12 protein-coding genes and 2 tRNA genes are annotated in these 17434 nt (G+C 68.4%); 6 read left to right on the forward strand and 8 right to left on the reverse strand.

Annotated features, from left to right (window positions below; all coding sequences use genetic code 11):
- The first annotated feature begins 78 nt into the window (after positions 1-78).
- The gene (locus V6V89_RS24515; protein ID WP_334621656.1) at positions 79-2229 is read left to right on the forward strand and encodes an MMPL family transporter; all 2151 of its coding nucleotides are present in this window, start codon (positions 79-81) and stop codon (positions 2227-2229) included.
- A 204-nt stretch (positions 2230-2433) separates the two neighbouring features.
- Here V6V89_RS24515 and V6V89_RS24520 read toward each other — a convergent pair whose 3' ends face one another.
- Positions 2434-3885, reverse strand: a complete 1452-nt coding sequence (locus V6V89_RS24520; RefSeq protein ID WP_334621657.1) for a HAMP domain-containing sensor histidine kinase — start codon at positions 3883-3885, stop codon at positions 2434-2436.
- Positions 3882-4556 (reverse strand): response regulator transcription factor, encoded by a 675-nt coding sequence (locus V6V89_RS24525; protein ID WP_334621658.1) that lies wholly within the window; start codon positions 4554-4556, stop codon positions 3882-3884. The genes V6V89_RS24520 and V6V89_RS24525 overlap by 4 nt, the downstream gene beginning before the upstream one ends.
- A gap of 145 nt (positions 4557-4701) precedes the next feature.
- On the opposite strand from V6V89_RS24525, the gene V6V89_RS24530 reads away from it, so the two are divergent.
- The gene (locus tag V6V89_RS24530; protein WP_334621659.1) at positions 4702-4854 is read left to right on the forward strand and encodes a hypothetical protein; all 153 of its coding nucleotides are present in this window, start codon (positions 4702-4704) and stop codon (positions 4852-4854) included.
- 206 nt (positions 4855-5060) lie between these two features.
- Here V6V89_RS24530 and V6V89_RS24535 read toward each other — a convergent pair whose 3' ends face one another.
- Both V6V89_RS24535 and V6V89_RS24540 read right to left on the reverse strand, forming a co-directional pair.
- The gene (locus V6V89_RS24535) at positions 5061-5978 is read right to left on the reverse strand and encodes a Nif3-like dinuclear metal center hexameric protein (protein ID WP_334621660.1); all 918 of its coding nucleotides are present in this window, start codon (positions 5976-5978) and stop codon (positions 5061-5063) included.
- Positions 5979-6589: 611 nt separating this feature from the next.
- Complete coding sequence (locus V6V89_RS24540; RefSeq protein ID WP_334621661.1) at positions 6590-8905, reverse strand: ATP-binding protein; 2316 nt, start codon at positions 8903-8905, stop codon at positions 6590-6592.
- 168 nt (positions 8906-9073) lie between these two features.
- On the opposite strand from V6V89_RS24540, the gene V6V89_RS24545 reads away from it, so the two are divergent.
- Positions 9074-10243, forward strand: coding sequence for a NucA/NucB deoxyribonuclease domain-containing protein (locus V6V89_RS24545; RefSeq protein WP_334621662.1), 1170 nt, complete (start codon positions 9074-9076; stop codon positions 10241-10243).
- A gap of 1230 nt (positions 10244-11473) precedes the next feature.
- Here the strand turns inward: V6V89_RS24545 and V6V89_RS24550 are convergent.
- A tRNA-Lys gene (locus V6V89_RS24550) sits at positions 11474-11546 on the reverse strand.
- 240 nt (positions 11547-11786) lie between these two features.
- Between V6V89_RS24550 and V6V89_RS24555 the strand changes: the two genes are divergently transcribed.
- Positions 11787-13025 carry a L,D-transpeptidase gene (locus V6V89_RS24555; RefSeq protein WP_334621664.1) on the forward strand — a complete coding sequence of 413 codons (1239 nt, stop codon included), beginning with the start codon at positions 11787-11789 and terminating at the stop codon, positions 13023-13025.
- A 112-nt stretch (positions 13026-13137) separates the two neighbouring features.
- A complete protein-coding gene (locus V6V89_RS24560; protein ID WP_442935210.1) occupies positions 13138-14358 on the forward strand; it encodes an Ig-like domain-containing protein in 1221 nt (406 codons plus the stop codon).
- A 47-nt stretch (positions 14359-14405) separates the two neighbouring features.
- Here the strand turns inward: V6V89_RS24560 and V6V89_RS24565 are convergent.
- Positions 14406-14478: transfer RNA gene (locus V6V89_RS24565), tRNA-His, on the reverse strand.
- Between the two features lie 67 nt (positions 14479-14545).
- Positions 14546-15136 carry an oligoribonuclease gene (orn, locus tag V6V89_RS24570; RefSeq protein WP_334621666.1) on the reverse strand — a complete coding sequence of 197 codons (591 nt, stop codon included), beginning with the start codon at positions 15134-15136 and terminating at the stop codon, positions 14546-14548.
- A gap of 45 nt (positions 15137-15181) precedes the next feature.
- On the opposite strand from orn, the gene V6V89_RS24575 reads away from it, so the two are divergent.
- Entirely contained in the window at positions 15182-16426 is a 1245-nt protein-coding gene (locus V6V89_RS24575) for a glycosyltransferase family 87 protein (protein WP_442935208.1), read from the forward strand.
- Between the two features lie 108 nt (positions 16427-16534).
- Here the strand turns inward: V6V89_RS24575 and V6V89_RS24580 are convergent, their stop codons facing one another.
- Entirely contained in the window at positions 16535-17428 is an 894-nt protein-coding gene (locus V6V89_RS24580) for a polyprenyl synthetase family protein (protein WP_334621667.1), read from the reverse strand.
- Positions 17429-17434: the final 6 nt, after the last annotated feature.

Below are 17434 nucleotides of genomic sequence, written 5' to 3' on the forward strand. Positions count from 1 at the left end.
ATTAACGGTCGTCTCAGGTTCGCTCGGTACGAAGTTGGCGTCAGATAAGCGATGTAACCCGTATGTGGGAGGCTAGTGATGGCAGTCAACGCAGCGCCGTCCGGGGAAGCGCCGGCCGGTCGGTTGGCGGGCCGGTGGGTGCCGTGGTTGGTGATTGGGTTGTGGGTGGCGCTGGCGGCGGTGATGGTGCCGCTGAGTGGGAGGTTGAGCTCGGTCACCACCGACAGAGCCGTGGACACCCTGCCGGCCAGCGCCGAGTCCACCAAGGTGGCGGTGCTGGAGGACAGTCTCTCCGGCGGTGACGACAACACGTTCGTCTTCGTGTACCGCCGTGACGGCGGCATGACCGACGCCGACCGCGCGACGGTCGAGCGCCACTATAGCGCCCTTGCCAAGCGGTACCCGCCGAAGGTGGCGGCGCTGGCCGGCGAGGACGACGAGGGCCCACCGACGAGACCCTCCACCGACGGCAAGGCGATGATGTTCACCCTCGAGGTAAGCACGACCTACGGCGGACCCGAGGCCATCGTCGGCCCGTTGCGTGACGCCGCGAAGGACCGCCCCGCCGGCCTGGAACTCGACGTGACCGGCCCGGCCGCGGTCGACGGCGACATGGACGCCGTCTTCGACGGCATCGACCTGCAGGTCTTCCTCACCACCGTCGTCGTCGTCACGCTGCTGCTCATCCTCACCTACCGCAGCCCGGTGTTGTGGTTCATCCCGCTCGTGGCCGTGGGCACGGCCGCACTGACCGCGATGGCAACCGTCTACCTGCTCGTCAAGGGCTTCGGCATCGTAGTCAACGACCAGAACTCGGCGCTGCTGACGATCCTGGTATTCGGCGTCGGCACGGACTACGCGCTGTTGCTCATCGCCCGGTACCGGGAGACACTGCACCACCACGAGAACGTCCGGGTCGCGATGGTCCACGCGCTACGCGGCGCGGCGCCGGCCATCGTCGCGTCCGCGGCCACCGTGGTCGCCGGCCTGCTCTGCCTGCTCGTCGCGGACCTGAACAGCACCAGCGGGTTGGGCCCGATCGGTGCGGCCGGCATCCTGTGCGCGCTGGTGGCCATGCTGACGCTGTTCCCAGCGGTGCTCGTGGTGCTCGGCAGGCGGATCTTCTGGCCGGCCATCCCGCGGTTCAGCACGGCCGTGGAGGAGAAGCCGGGGCTGTGGGGACGGCTTGGCACCGCCATCAGCCGCCGTCGGTGGGTGGCGACGCTCAGCTCGCTCGGAGTCCTCGGCGTGCTCGCCATCGGGCTGGCGGGCAACACCGGCGCCCTGCGGGAGCAGGACCAGTTCCTGTCCGCGCCGGAGTCGGTCACCGGCTTCACCATTCTCCGCCAGCACTTCCCGGAGCTCGGCGGCCAGCCGATGACGATCTTCACGCGGCCGGCGTACCAGGAGCGGGTGCTCGACATCGTCAAGGGCACTCGCGGTGTGGCCCTGGCCATCCCGGGTCAGACCAGCGGTGGCTGGGCCGACATCTCCGTGTTCCCGACCGACGCGCCGGACACCGTCGCGGAGTACGACACGATCAAGCGTGTGCGCACCGCCGTGCACGCGGTGAGCGGGGCGGACGCGATCGTCGGCGGGCCGAGTGCGGAGAACCTCGACACCGAGGTGACCACCAGTCGCGACGAGAAGCTGGTGATCCCGCTGGTGCTCGCCGTCGTCCTGATCGTCCTCGGGCTGCTGCTGCGCGCGATCGTGGCCCCGCTGGTCCTGATGGCGACTGTGATCGTCTCATTCGCCGCAGCCTTCGGCGGCAGCGTGTTCGTCTTCGACACGATCCTCGGGTTCAAGGGGGTCGACTATTCGGTGCCGCTGCTGGCGTTCCTGTTCCTGGTGGCGCTCGGCGTCGACTACAACATCTTCCTGGCCAGCCGGGCCCGGGAGGAGACCGTGCGTCTCGGCGCCAGAGAGGGCATGCTCAAAGCCCTCTCCGCCACCGGTGGCGTCATCACCTCGGCAGGCCTGGTCCTGGCGGCCACGTTCGCGGTCCTCGCAACACTTCCGCTGGTGATGCTGATCGAGGTCGGGTTCCTGGTCGCCTTCGGCGTGCTGCTCGACGCCCTGCTGGTGCGGTCGGTCCTGGTGCCCGCCCTCACCCTGCTGATCGGCCGGCGGATCTGGTGGCCGAGTCGGCTGTCCCGTCCGACGGCGGAGCCGCCGAATGGGCAACAGTCGCTCGCCGACGACGAGGAGCCCGCGCTGCAACGGTGAGCGCGGCGGTATGGACGAGATCCGGGACGGGGACCCAGGCCCGTCCCGAATCTTTCATGGGCCCGACGGTCGCCGCCCTTTGGTCCTGCGCCGTGCGGCCGGGGCTGGGTCGGCGCACCGCGGTGTCCTGCCCCGACGTTGAGCCGTGCGGGGCCATGCCCGAGGGCCGCCGCCCCTTGTCCTGCGCCGCGCCGTCGGGGCGGGTCAGCGCACCGCGGTGTCCTCCCCGGCGGTGCGCCGCGCGATCGGGGCGGGCGGGGCCGCGGCCGGAAGGTCGACCCGAAGCAGCGCGCCACCGCGTGCGGAGCGGGCGACGGTGGCCCGGCCGCCGTGGGCGTCGACGACCCGCTGCACGATCGACAGCCCCAGACCGGATCCCGGCAACGCCCGGGCGCTGTCGGCACGGTAGAACCGGTCGAACACCCGCGGTACGTCGGCGGCGTCGATGCCCGGCCCGGCGTCGTCGACCTCGAGCACCGCCGACGCGCCCTCGGCACGGAGCCGGACCTGGACCGGCTGGTCCGCGGGCGACCACTTGCCGGCGTTGTCGATGAGGTTGAGCACCGCCCGCTGGAGCGCAGCGGGACGCCCGCTCACCCACACGGAGGTCACGTCGAGCGTGACCTCGATGTCGGGCACGCGGGAACGCGCCCGGGTCGCGGCGGCCACCACCACATCGGCGAGGTCGAGCAGCTCGGTGCTCTCGTCGCTGACGTCACCGCGCGCCAGGTCGGTCAGCTCGGCGGCAAGGGTGCTCAACTCGGCCAGCTGGGCGCCGAGATCGTTGAGCAGCCGGGTCCGGCTCTCCGCCGGCAGTGCGCTGTTCAGGGTGCCGCGCCGATCGAGCCGGATCAGCAGCTCGACGTTGAGGCGCAGGCTGGTGAGCGGGGTCTTGAGCTCGTGGGCGGCGTCCTCGGCGAGCAGCCGCTGGGCCCGCCGGGAGTCCCGGAGCGCGGCGAGCATGTCGTTGATCGACTGGATCAGCCGCCGGATCTCCCCACCGCCCTCGTCCGGGATGTCGGCGTCGAGATCCTGGGTGTGCGCGACACGTACCGCGGCGGCGGTCAGCCGGTCGATCGGTGCCAGCCCGGTCCGCGCCACGGTCCGCCCGACAAGGGCGCCGCCGACCACGCAGAGCAGCCCGATCAGCAGCATGCCCAACCCGAACCGGGTGATCGGGCTGTCGTCGGCGACGCGGGCCACCTGGACCGCGCCGTCGCCCGCCCGCAGCGTGTAGATGAGGTAGCCGTCGCCGTCGCTGTCGTTCGACTCCATCAGGTCGGTCGACGCGCCACGCGCCACGCGCCCGGCGTGCTCGCTGACCGGGGGCAGCGCGGGTTGGCCGGCCGGCGTCCGGGTCGAGCCGTCGGGCAGGATGACCCGCACCAGCCGACCGGATCCGGGATACGGCGGTAGCTGGACCTGCGCCAGACCGGCGCGCTTCGCGTTCGTCGCCAGGACGCGGGAGTCGGCGCGCAGCTGATCCTCGGCGGTGTCCTGCAGCTCCCCGTCCAGCAGCTCAATGGCCACCTGGAAGGCCACGAACACGCTGACCGCGATGGCCGTCGCCGCGATCACCGTCAGCCTGGTCCGCAGGGACCGCCGGCGCCACCATCGGATCAGCCGGCGCGATTCCCGGCCGGCGGGCCCGCTCACGGAGGAGTCTCCCGCAACGTGTATCCCAGGCCGCGCAGCGTGTAGATCAATCGCGGCTCACCCTCGGCCTCCATCTTGCGGCGCAGGTAGCTCACGTATACCTGGAGGTTGTTGGCGGTGGCGCTCATGTCGAAGCCCCAGATCGCCTCGAACAGCGCGTCGCGGGTCAACACCCGGGTCGCGTTGCGCACGAGGACCTGCAGCAGGGAGAACTCGGTCCGGGTCAAGTGCAGCGGCCGCCCGCCACGCCACGCCTCGAACCTGTCGGGATCGAGCCGGACGTCGGCGAACGTCAGGAGCTGCGACTCGTCGTCGCCCGGCGCGCGCCGGCGCAGCAGGGCCCGGACCCGGGCCAGCAACTCCTCGGTGGCGAACGGCTTGGGCAGATAGTCGTCGGCGCCCGCGTCCAGCCCGGCGACCCGGTCGGAGACCTGATCCCGGGCGGTCAGCATGAGCACCGGCAGATCCCGACCCGCCGCCCGCAACCGCCGGCAGGTCTCCAACCCGCCGAGGCGGGGCATCATCACGTCGAGGATCAGCAGATCCGGCGCGTCGCCACCGACCCCGTCGAGCACGGCGAGACCGCTGGCGACGGTGCTGGTGTCGTAACCCTCGACCTGGAGCACCCGCTCCAGCGACTCACGGATGGCCGCCTCGTCATCCGCGATCATGATCCGCACGCCGGCCCGCCCCCTCCAGTCGAAGCTTTTCCGCTCATCCTCCCCGATCAACCTGAAGCCAGGATTAGAACCGCCGCCGCTGTGGTGCCCGCGGGCCGTGCTCCTACGGATACCTAAGAAACGGAACCTACCTTCGGTGCTCATCAACCCCACGATCCGTGGCACCCGCCGGGAACGGTTCATCGCCGTCGCCCGGGCCGGCGCTGATCTGGACCCTGACCAGGCACACCTGGCCCGGGTGATCGAGTACGACGTGCCCGACCGGGAAGGCAACGGCACCGGGAACTGATCGTGCTACTGACCACGATCGTCGACCCCGCCCAGGCCAGGGCAGATGACTCCGCCGCCTACCATGATTGTTGGGAAGAGGAAACGGCCAACGACCAACTCAAGACCCACCTACGCGGCCCCGGACGGATCCTGCGTTCGCGGGCCCGCCAAGTCGCCCTCATCAACGCACGGATCTGCGGATGATAATGCGCGAATGGTGTTCGTCTACCGCCACCACCTGGTTTCGCGAATCGGACGCAGCGTGATGCCGAGCGTCTCCGTGAACCATCGGGCAAGTTGTGTCTCTATGACGAGGTGTTCGCTGGCCGCGTGCGAGACCCCGACGAGCGTCATGTTCGTGGAAGCCGCGAACCTTTCTACCTCCGCGAACTTTCGGCGGCCATAGTCGCCTTCAATTCGTACATGCAGTTCGCCGGTCAAATAGGCCTGCGCACCGAGCTTTTCCGCAGCGGCCATCTGATCCACGTGGTCACCGATGCCACCGACGACTGCGATGCGGGCTACGTCTTCTCGCAGTGCACCCTTCACCTCTACGGTGTCCACGCCGAAGAGGTCGCGTGCCCGGTGCACGAGCATGTCACTCGTCGTCGGCGCGACATCGGCGATGTGCCCGGCGAAGCCATCGCCGTAGGGCCAGAAGTGAGCTATGACGGTGCCACCTAACGCCTCGACGATGGCTGCGGCGGTCCCGACCTGCAACGAGATGTCCATCGGTGCGTGGCAGGAATACATCGACAGCTGCCGCGTGATGATCGCCTGCAGATGTGTTCCGGCGATCGGCACGAAACCCTCTGCCCAGGTGTCGTGCTCGGGCGAGCCGTTACGTATGTCGATGGGATGGTGAGTGACCAACAGATCACCGGGCTGAGCGACGGCCAGCCACTGTTCCAACACCTCCACCGATGGCAGGCTCGCGCCGTAGACGGCGCCAACCGAGGCACGACCACGGTGCATCAGGCCGTTGAACCGTTGCGCGAACTGTGGCTCCACGAACGCCCGCCAATCAACGCCGACCTCGTCGTACACCCGCGGGACATGCCGGCTCATCGCAATATCCGGGGCCGCCTCTTCGAGTTCGAAGAGCCTGTCCAGGGCCGTGGTTATGTCATCAAGAGTCAGCATCGATGCACTATAAGGGGTCGTCGATCGGCAAGTCATCCGTAATGCAAACGTCCCCACACTGGCGGCCACACAGTTTTCCCGGCCGGCGTGCTCGCCATCCTCACATGCCGCCGATAGCGGGACTCTAAAAATTCGGCTCTGGTGATAACTTCCCTGGACAGGAAGGCTTGTTTGACGAGACGGTCGCTTATGGCAGGTCCGCGAAGGTCGACACAGACCTTAGAAATCAGAGTCGCATAAGGGTAAAGATTCAACTTGCCGAATTCATGCAGAGTCCCTACGATGCAAATTTGACGGCTTTCTGGGCTGAAATGCGCTTCCGATGAACTCGGCTGCGCTCCGGCCTAGTGCCATGCACGGCTCAGCGGCGTCCTCATTTGCGCGATCGCGCGCGCGTTTGGGTGACGTGCTGATGATGACCGAGTGTGTGAACTTTGCGTCCGGGTCTGATGCGATCGGGCGTTTGTTGCCGGCGGTCGTACCATTGCCAGGCATAGGGACGCCGACGCTGTAGGGGCCACCCTTGGCACCACGCGCGTCCAACAAAGCAACCAAAGGCATACGCGCGCCCGCCACCGACGGTCCTGCGCCGTGCCTGCGAGCACAAACCGTCAATGCGCCAGCCGCGCTCGTACCTTTTCGGCGTCTGGATGGCGCACGTTGTCGAGCAGGGCGAGCGCCTCGCGCCAAGCCCCGTCCGCCGCCGCGGTATCGCCCAGGCACGAATGGGCGTCACCGAGGTCGGTGAGGATGAGGCCGGCGAGGTGGTCGTCGCCGGCCTGGCGGAAGCGGCCCAGCGCTTGGTGATAGCAGGTCAGCGCCTGGTGGTAGTCTCCGAGCCGGTGATGCGAGTAGCCGAGGCTGTGCCACGCGCTCGCCTGACAGATGGGGTCATCGACTTCGGCGGCGAGGGTCACCGCCCGCTCGCAGTGTGCGAGCGCGTCGGCGTACTCCCCCAGCAGCGCCTGATACCAGCCGACCGCGTTGAGCGCGCGGGCCTGTCCCGGCCGGTCTTCCATCTCGACGCAGATGCCGAGCGCGTGTCCCGCGTGGTCGCGCGCCGCATCCAGCCGGCCTTCTCGCTCGCTGAGCAGGGCAAGGCTCAGCCAGGTACGTCCCTCGGCGTGCCGGTCGCCGTGGCGCTGAGCGAGTTCGAGCGCCGCACCTAAATGCGTACGTGCCTGGCCGTTGTCTCCGAGCCTCAGGTACGCGCGGGCGAGATGCCGGTGTGCGCCGGCCTCTTTGAGGGGTTCGCCCAGCCGCCGGGCGGCCGTGAGTGCTGCTTGCTGGATGGAGGCCAGGTCATTCCAGTGGCCACGCCGGTCGAGGTAGTTGCCGAGCTTCTCGGCGAGATGCAAGGTGATCGCGTCCTGGCCGTGGGCAACGGCGAGGTCGACGGCGCGCAGCAAGGCCGTGTGCTCGGCGGCGAACCAGGCTGAGGCGTCGTCACCGGGATCCCCGGCCACGACGCCTTGCGGCAGCACCTGGAGCGCGGGCTCGGCCGGGTATGCCGCGGCGTGGGCGGTATGCAGGTAGTGGTGGAGCAGGCGGCATGTTGCCGCCTCCCGCGCGTCGTCCGGCTCCGTGTCGCGTACCAGCTCGGCGGCGTACCAGTGGAAAAGGTCGTGTATGACGTAGCGGTCGGCGCCGTTACGGCTGAGCAGGTTGCCTTGCACCAGTTCGGCGAGCGCCGCACCGGCTTCGGTGACGCTCACCGTGGCGAGGCTCGCGGCGGCCGCGACCGAGATCGGCGTTCCGGGATGCAGGCCGAGCAGCCGGAACAGGCGCGCCGCCGCCGCCGTGAGGGCGTGATAGGACCAGGAGAACACGGCCCGGGTGTCGCTTCGCGTGTCGTCGCCGGTCAGCGCGTCGAGGCGGGCTGCGCTCAGTTCCGCGGCGAGGGCTTGCAGCGGGGTGTGCGGGTTGGTTGCGGCCCGCGCCGCGGCCACGCCGAGTGCCAGTGGCAGGCCGGCGCAGAGTCCGACGATTGTGGCGGTCGCGGCGGGCTCGGCTTCGGCGCGGCCGTCGCCGATGCGCGTGGCGAACACGATGTGGGCGGCTGCGTGCGGCAGCGGGCCGAGCGTGATCGGGTGCGCGCCGTCGAGGGCCACCAAGCCGGTGAGCCGGTTGCGGCTGGTGACTACCACCGTGCACGTGGCCGTCGCGGGAAGCAGCGGGCGCACGTGGGCACTGTCGTAGGCGTTGTCGAGCAGGATCGACACCCGCCGTCCGGTCAGCACGCCGCGGTACAAGGCCGCAGCGGCGTCCTCACTCGCGGGTACCTGCGAGTCCGGCACACCGAGCGCGGACAGGAATGACCGCAGGGCATGCGTGGCCGTGACGGTGCGGCCGCTCGGGTCGAATCCTCGAAGGTCCACATAGAGCTGCCCGTCCGGGTACAGGTCAGCGGTCCGGTGCGCCCAATGCGCAGCCAGCGTGGTCTTGCCGACGCCTGCGGCACCGTCGATCGCGGCGATCGCCACGACGCCCGCCGCCTTGGCGTCGTCGACCAGCCTGTCAAGGCGCGCCAGCTCCTCGGCGCGGTCGCTGAAGTGCCGGGGCGGGGGCGGGAGCTGGCGGAGCACCGGCCGGGCGGTGACGGGTGCTGCCGGGCGGCTGTTGCGCCGGTGCTCGTCGATCCGGTCCCGGGCGGTGGCCAGCGCGCCCTGCTCCGCTGAGGTGGCGCCGAGCAGGCGTACCAACGCGTCGAGGCGGTCGGTGGGGGCAAGCGTGTGCCCGGTGAAGTATTCGGCGACGGCCGTGGTGGACCATCCGGTACGCGAAGCGATCTGCCGGTAGGTCAGTTCGCGATCCCGGCGGTGCCGGGCGTGCCTGCGGCGCAGGGCGCGCAGAAGCGCCGCCATCTGGCCGATCGTGACGGCTACCGCCGCCCTGTCCAGAAGCTGCTCCTCGGGGCCTTGTCCCATCGCCGCTCTCGCCACAGACGCCAGTGCCGGCAGCCTACCCGGACGGCCGGTGGCGGTGAAAGGCGTTCGCCAGTGTTCGCGGATGTTCGCCGATCAACGGAGTACCGCGCCTACGGATGGTCATCCGGGCCACCATGCCAGCGGGGATCCCTTTGTTTGGAGGTATCTATGGATGTGTTGCCGGCAAGATGGCTCGCACGCGTGGGCATCGGGCTGCTGATGGCCGCAGGCACGGCCTTCGCCGTGAGCCCGGCGACCGCCGCGGCGGCGCCCGCAAACGTGGCGCCGGCGCCTGGTTGCACCACGTCGGGCGTGCCGGAGGGGTTGGTGGCCTGCGTCCGCCTGGGGCTGAGCGCGCCCGCCTCCGTGCGTACGACGGCCGCGACCGCGGCGATTCCGGAGGGATGCGGCAATGGCACCTGGGCCAACATGTCGCGCTTCGTGATGTGCAAGTCGAGCGGTGGCCTGTACCAGGTGATCGTGGCGCAGGGCGGCGAAGTCGTGGGCGAGATCGCCTTCAACTACTCCAGCATGGTGACGATGCAAGCCAGAGACCTGCGGTGGACGCAGTCCTTCGAGTACGCCCCGGTCCGTGCCTGGGGTGTGCTGGGCTCGCCGACGCTCTGGTCGGCACCCGATTGCATGTTCTACTGCAGCATCGTGGGTGGCAACCCGCCGACCGGCTGGGCGCTAAGCAACCACTCCGGTACGGCGACATTCACCTCGCCGCGGTTGCCCGGCCAGTACTGGGGTTCGAGGTCGGACTGGGGATTCTGGTTCGTCAACCCGGCGACGGTCAACCAGGTGTCCAACACGTTGTGGACCAACTACCCGGGTCACCGCTGCGACGACGTACTTCCGGGCGGCACCGCTGGCTGCGTCAACCAGGACTTCATCCCGACCCTCGAGGTCCCCGAAAGCCGCTATCCCCTGTACGCCTTCCACATCAGAAATGCCATCAACACCACCAACCTGCCGTCGCAGCTGACCCGAACGACCAATAGCGCCACGATCGACGCCAACCGGAATATCTCCTGCCCCACAGGTACGAACTACCCGCGCCCGACCGGCTACACCTGCGACGAGTACCCCTTCGCCTCCACCACGCAGGGCGCCGCCGCCAATCCCGCCGGCTTCACCTTCAACTTCAACACCAAACGATTGGGAAAGCTCGTCTGCCAGGTGTCCTGGCTGACCGAACACCGCAGCACCACCAACCGCGGCTACAGCACGTGCATGATCCCCTCGGCGCAGAACAGCCTGGGCGGCTCCGACCTACAGTCGTTCTTCCTCGACAACCGAGTCATCGACCGGGATAACTTCAACGTGCGCGCCTAATCGGCCATTGTCGTGGCGGTTGGTATCCGCGCGGATACCAACCGCCACGACTTAGTTGACCTACCGTCGCGACCCTGCGGCAATCGCCGCGTTGCCACTGCCGCCCTGCTGCAGGCAGGCATCATCCATCTGCCGTCGCGCGTACGCGGCGCCGCGTTGTACGGTCCGCGTCCGGAGGTGCGCAATGCCCGACGAGTTGCTGTTCACAGTCGACGGCACGACCGCCGGTCCGCGCGGAGCCGGTCACGCTGGCCGAGGCCGGGTTGCTGGAACGCAAGCATCTGCAGCAGTGGGTGATCGACCACCCGGAGTTGATCGGAACGGCGTCAAGGTGGTCACGTTCGAGTACGGACGGTGGCCACCAGGAAACTGATACTGCCGTGCGGCCTGGTCGTGTAGCACGAGGTAGCAAGCCCCGACGCCACGCCGGCGTGTCTTGATAAGTACCTTGGCCACCTGCGTGCGACGGATTGAGGGCGCGTGCTGGTCGAGCGCAAGCCGCCGTTGTTCAACAAGGTAAGGAACTGAGCTCCAACCAGGAAATCCTGGTTGCCGTACGGCGGATCTACGGTGCGCGCCCGTGCCCAGTTGTCCAGCATGCTTCGGCCGCTCGCCAGATATTCGGCAAGACTGTGCAAGAACAAGGCACATGCCTGGGTGTCAGCCTTGACAAAAGAATCCGCGCCGGACGTACCGGGTGTCGTCCGCAACACACCGAAAACGGCAAGTAGGCGCACCATGACGACTGAAAGTTCATCCACGGCGTCTCGGCCGAACCCCGCAGCCTCGCACAACCGAGACACCGAAACCGGACTTTCCTCATCACTCGGTATCATGCGGATGAGGCGGATCAATGCGGCTTCGGTCTGCGCAGGAGTCACCTACTGTTCCAATCTTGACGCTAGCCGCCCCGCGTGATCGAACAGGGGACGGGCGCCCGAGTCGAGGGGGCACGGCGAGCACGGTAACGGACGGTACGGATCATTTGGGGGCGGGCCGCAACGTTCGGAGGCGAACTGTCAGAACCCAGCCAGTTTGCCAGTGATACCCAGCCAACGGACTCCAGAAGACTTCCGTGCAGGGCCGCGCCGCCGGGCAACAGGCAGTGCCGGCCGGTGTCAGGCGCTACCGGAAGCTACAGATCACCCATCGATCACCCAAGCGTTCACAGCGGACATGAAAGAGACTCCGATCTGGCAAGAAACGCCAGGTCGGAGTCTTGATCAAATGTGCGCCGCCAGGGACTCGAACCCCGAACCCGCGGATTAAGAGTCCGCTGCTCTGCCAGTTGAGCTAGCGGCGCTCGCTGACAACGGCAGCAACCTTAACACGCCCCCGCCGCCACCTTCCAACCGGTTCGATCAGCCACGCCGAGCCGAGCGGCCGACGCGACACACGGGTTGATCTGGCAGGCTGCACGACTGGCCACGAGCGCTTCCCGGCATGGTGCACCATAAAGCGCAGGACGCCGTGCCACGTAACGCAACCTGCGGCAGGGCAGCCGCGTCTTATATACGGCAGTGGCAGAGTGAACGGGGATGGGATGAGCGGGCGCGTGCGTCGGAGAGCAGCGGCTGTCGCCGCCGTCGTGGTGGCGTCGCTGGCGCTCGCCGCCTGTGGCGATGGCGGTACGCCGCAGTTTGTCAGTGGCTCGGCGACGCCCGGTGCCACGCCTACGGCGTCCGGGAGCGCCGCGCCTGCCGACACCGGTTCTGCTGCGTTGAGCATCACGCCGGCGACGAACACCAAGAACGTGCCGGTCAGCGCCGAGATCGGCGTCAAGCTGACGGGCGGTCAGGTGGGTTCGGTCACATTGGTTGAGCAGGGTGGCAAGGCGGTCAGCGGGAAGATGCGGGAGGACGGCACCTCGTGGGTGCCGAGCAGCCCGCTCAAGTGGGGCAAGACCTACACCGCGACCGTGACGGCCACCGGTGGCGGCGGCGACACGACGCAGACGACGACGTTCACCACGATGGCGAAGCCGTCGAAGAAGACCGGCACCGGCCTGTACCTTTTCGACGACCGGACGTATGGCGTGGCCATGCCGGTGGTGGTGGAGTTCCACCCGGGCATCGCGGCGAAGGACCGGGCGGCCGTCGAGAAGCGGATGTTCGTGAGCACCAGCCCGTCGCAGCCGGGCGTGTGGCACTGGGTGTCGAGCGGCACGCAGGCGTTCTACCGGTCGAAGGAGTACTGGCAGCCGGGTACGACGCTGACGGTGCGGATCGCGCTGGGCGGGCTCCCGACGGGCCAGGGCCGGTACGGCGACCAGGACCGGAAGGCGACTGCCAAGATCGGCGACCGCGTCGAGATGAAGGTCGACAACAAGACGAAGAATATGACGGTGCTGAAGGACGGCAAGGTCATCAAGACGCTGCTGGTGAGCCTCGGCAAGAAGAGCACTCCGTCGGCGAGCGGCACGATGGTGGTGATGGAGAAGAAGGACAAGACCGTCTTCGACACCAGGGACGACCCGGACCCGGAAAACCGGTACCGGGTGGACATCGAGTTCGCGCAGCGGTTGACCTGGAGCGGCCAGTACATCCACGCGGCGCCGTGGTCGACGGCAGACCAGGGTCGGCGAAATGTGTCACACGGGTGTCTGAACCTCTCCACAAGTAGCGCTCAGTGGCTGTTCGGCCAGACCAAGATCGGTGACCCGGTCACCGTGGTCGGCACCGAGGAGAAGCTGGCCAACGGTGACGGTTGGACCGCCTGGAACCTGTCCTGGAAGCAGTTCATCAAGGGCAGCGCCCTGCCAATTCCGGACAATCTGCAATAAAAGGGTAGAGCAAGCAGGATCACAGGCTCGGCACGAAGCCGTGAGGTGTGGTCGCGCGTCTCTAGGGCACGATTGATTGTCGGGCCCGTGGAGGTGAGAGGCGATCATGCGAATGAAACGAGCTTGGGTCGCGGCCGCGCTCGCCGGAGCCCTCGCGTTCACCACAGCGTGTAGCGGCGACGACGACAGCGGCTCGTGGAACGGCGGCAAAGGCGACGATGGGCCCAAGATCACAGCGACGATCGCGAGCCCGTCGGCTGACGCCAAGGACGTGCCCGCCTCCACCGACATCACGTTCACCACGGAAAACGCCAACGACGCGACGGTCGAGCTGAAGGACGCCGACGGCAAGGTGGTCGAGGGCGCGCTTCAGCCCGACGGCAAGTCGTGGCTGCCCAGCGGCGCGCTCGACTACGGCACGACGTACACGGCCACCCTGACCGCTACGGGCGCCGACGGCAAGAAGGCGACGGCGACCAACAGTTTTACCACCATGGCCAAGCCTTCCCAGCAGGTCCGGGTGAGCAGCTTCCTCGCAGACGACCAGATGGTCGGAGTGGGTATGCCATTGATTGTCCGGTTCGGCCGCGCGATCCCCGAGAGCTACCGCGACGACGTGCAGCGGCGCATGACCGTGCAGTCGTCCGCGGGCCAGGAGGGCATCTGGCACTGGACCAGCGCCACCGAGGTGCGCTACCGGCCCAAGGAGTTCTGGCAGGCCAACTCGACGGTGAAGTACAAGCTCCAGACCGGCGGGCTGCCGATGGGCGACGGCTGGTACGGGCGCACCGACTTGACGGTCGACATCAAGATCGGCCCGTCGTTCATCATGACGGTCGACAACAAGACGAAGCAGATGACCGTCACCAAGGACGGCAAGGTCATCAAGACCATCCCGGTGAGCCTCGGTAAGAAGACCACCCCGTCGTCCAGCGGCACGATGGTCGTGATCGAAAAGAAGCGCAAGACCGTCTTCGACACCCTGGAAGAGCTGGGTCCTGAAGAGGGCTACCGCACCGACATCGAGTATGCCCAGCGGCTCACCTGGGGCGGCGAGTTCATCCACGCCGCGCCCTGGTCAGAGGGTGTGCAGGGCCGCACCAACGTGTCGCACGGCTGCGTCAACGTGTCGATGGCGATGGGCGCCTGGCTCTTTGGCCAGACCCGCATCGGCGATCCGATCACGGTCAAGGGCACCGAGCGCAAGCTCCAGAACGGCAACGGCTGGACCGACTGGAACATGAGCTGGGACGAGTACGTGAAGGGCAGCGCGATCCCCTTCGAGGAGACCGCGCAGGCAACGCCGACGCCGAGCCCGAGCGCCGCCGGTTAGACGAACGAGCCCCGTCCAATCACGGACGGGGCTCGTACCCAAAAGAGGGTGACTGAGGGGATTTGAACCCCCGACACCCGGGACCACAACCCGGTGCTCTGCCAACTGAGCTACAGCCACCACGGCAAGTGCGCCGACCAATGATAGCCATACGACAGCCGCCTACGTCGACAGGGTAAGGGCCCGCCTACAGCGTGGCGGCGATCGCCTTCGCCGCCTCCACGTCCGGGCCCGGCAGGGGTACGAAGATCGTGCGCCGGTAGTACTCGAGCTCCCGCACGCTCTCCCGGATGTCCGCGAGCGCCCGGTGCGCCAGCCCCTTGGTTGGCTGCCCGAAGTACACCCGTGGGTACCAGCGCCGGCACAGCTCCTTGATCGACGAGACGTCGATCATGCGGTAGTGCAGGTGGGCGTCTAGGCGTGGCATGTCGCGCGAGACGAACCCGCGGTCGGTGGCGATCGAGTTGCCGCACAGCGGGGCGCTGCGGGGGTCCGGCACCCAGGCCGTGACGTACTCCATGACCAGGTCTTCGGCCTCCGCAAGGGTGACCGTCGAGCGGCGGACCTCTTCGGTGAGCCCCGACTTCTCGTGCATCTCGCGCACCACGTCGGGCATGCCGTCGAGCGCGGCGTCGTCGGCGTGTATGACCACATCGACGCCGTCACCGAGCACGTTCAGATCGGGGTCGGTCACCAGCGCCGCCACCTCGATCAACGCGTCTTTTCCGAGATCAAGCCCGGTCATTTCACAGTCGATCCAGACCAGAAGATCAGCCACGAGGGTCAGCCTACGCGCTGAACCCGCACAGATACCCTGGCCGACGTGTCGAACCCACCTCGGAAGACAGTCCGCATCACCGCCGTGGTGGGGCTCGCCGCGGCCGTCGGCTGGTTCCTCCACTGGTACGGCAACCGGCACGACTTCTTCGACCTGCGCATATACATGAGCGCCATGCGCTGGTGGGCGGACGGCAACCCGCTCTACGACTACGCCCAGCCAGACCGGGTGCAGGGCGAGCTGTACTTCACCTATCCCCCGTTCGCGGCGCTGCTGTTGCGGCCGTTCGCGGAGCTCCCGCTCGGAGCGACGTTCGCGATCTTCACGGTCGGGTCGGCGATCGCGGTGGCGGTCACCACGTGGTGGCTGGTCGCGCCGGTTGCCGAGCGGCGAGGGCTCCCCCGCTGGTACGCCGCCGGCCTGGCCATCCCTCTCGTGTTCGCGATCGAGCCGACCCGCGAGACGATCACGTTCGGCCAGATAAACATGCTGCTGATAGTGCTCATCCTGGCCGATCTGCTCATCGCGGTACCAAGAAACTCGCGCTGGGCCGGCGTCGGGATCGGCCTGGCGACGGCGCTCAAGCTCTTCCCTGGGATCTTCATCGTCTACCTGCTGGTGACGCGGCGCTGGCGCGCGGCGATCACCGCGAGCGCGGCGGCGGCCGTAGCGACGCTGCTCGCGGCGACGGTGGCGCCGCGCGACTCGTGGCGGTTCTGGACCCACGAGCTCTGGGCGACCGACCGGGTCGGTCGCACGGACTACACGGGCAACCAGTCGCTGCTCGGCTTGCTCAGCCGGCTCACCGCTCCGGACGAGCCGAGCCGGTTGCTGTGGCTCGCGCTCGTGGCGCTCGCCATGGGGTTCGGGTTGTGGCGCGCCGCCCGCGCGGTGCGTGCCGGGGACGAGGTGGCGGGGCTGGCGCTGACGGGCCTGGTCGCGGCGCTGATCAGTCCGATCACGTGGCCCCATCACGTGTACTGGTTCGTGCCGGCCCTGGTCGTGCTGGTCGACGCCGGGCTGCGGGCGGATGGCCGCCGCGTGCGTCCCGCGCTGCTCGCGTTGGCGGTGATCGGGTACGCCACGATCGTGTACGGCGTGGTGTCGTTCTTCGACTGGGGGGCGGCACCGGAGCCCACCGACTCGGTCGACGAGTTCGTCCGGCGCAATGCGTATGTGCTGCTCACGGTGGTGTTGATCGCCGTGTTGCCGACCCGCGCCGGAGCCCCTGATTATCCCAGAAGTACCCTCAAAAGGACAGATCTAGCAAACGCCGGTCCACCTCAGTAATCTGTACTTAACGGACGAACTGGACAGACCCTCCTGGTGAGACCGGCCCCCCGGTGAGAACGGCCCCTCTGCCACGGCGGCAGAGGGGCCGTTCGTACGAGCGACGATCTAGTGGGTGCGGCGGGTGGCCATCTGCGCCAGGCCGTCCAGCTCCGCGGCGGGGCCCGGTGCGGAGCCGGCCGAGCGCAGATGGCCGAGCGCCTCCCCGAGCAGGTCCTCGGCGCGGCGCGCGGCCCAGGCCCGCCCGCCCGCGGCGTCGACCAACTCGGCCGCCCGGTGCAACTCGGCGTCCGAGAGGGGCTGGTCGCCGCGGTAGAGCGCGGCCAATTCGGCGGCAGCAGGTGTACCGGAGACGAGCGCCGCCACCACGGGCAGCGACTTCTTGCGGTGCTGGAGATCGGCGTACACGGGTTTGCCCGTGGTCGCCGGGTCACCCCAAATGCCGAGCAGGTCGTCGACCAGCTGGAACGCCAGCCCAAGCCGCTCGCCGAAGCCGCGCAGGTGGTCGACCTGCCCCCGGGTGCCGTGCCCGAACACGGCTCCCAGGGCACAGGCGCAGCCCAGCAGCGCCCCAGTCTTGCGCTCCGCCATGTCGACACACTCGGGCAGGTCGACGTCCATCCGCTCTTCGAACGCCAGGTCGGCGCTCTGCCCCTCGATCAGCTCCTGGACCGCGCGGCTGAGGGTTCGGGCCGCCGGTGCTGTGGCCGGGTGGTCGGCGTCGGCCAGCACCTCGAAAGCCAGCGCCAGCAGAGCGTCGCCTGCCAGGATCGCGGCGGACGTGCCGAAGCACTGCCACACGGTCGGCCGGTGCCGGCGCATCTGGTCGCCGTCCATCACGTCGTCGTGCACCAGCGAGAAGTTGTGCACCAGTTCCACCGCCACCGCCGCCGGCACCGCCACGGACGGCGTACCGCCGACAGCTCCCGCCGCGAGCAGCGTCAGCGCCGGGCGGAGCGCCTTGCCCCGCCCGCCGGCGTGGCCCCGCCGTCCGCGTCCCACCAGCCG

This window comes from Micromonospora sp. CPCC 206061, assembly GCF_036906915.1.
Taxonomy (GTDB): domain Bacteria; phylum Actinomycetota; class Actinomycetes; order Mycobacteriales; family Micromonosporaceae; genus Phytohabitans.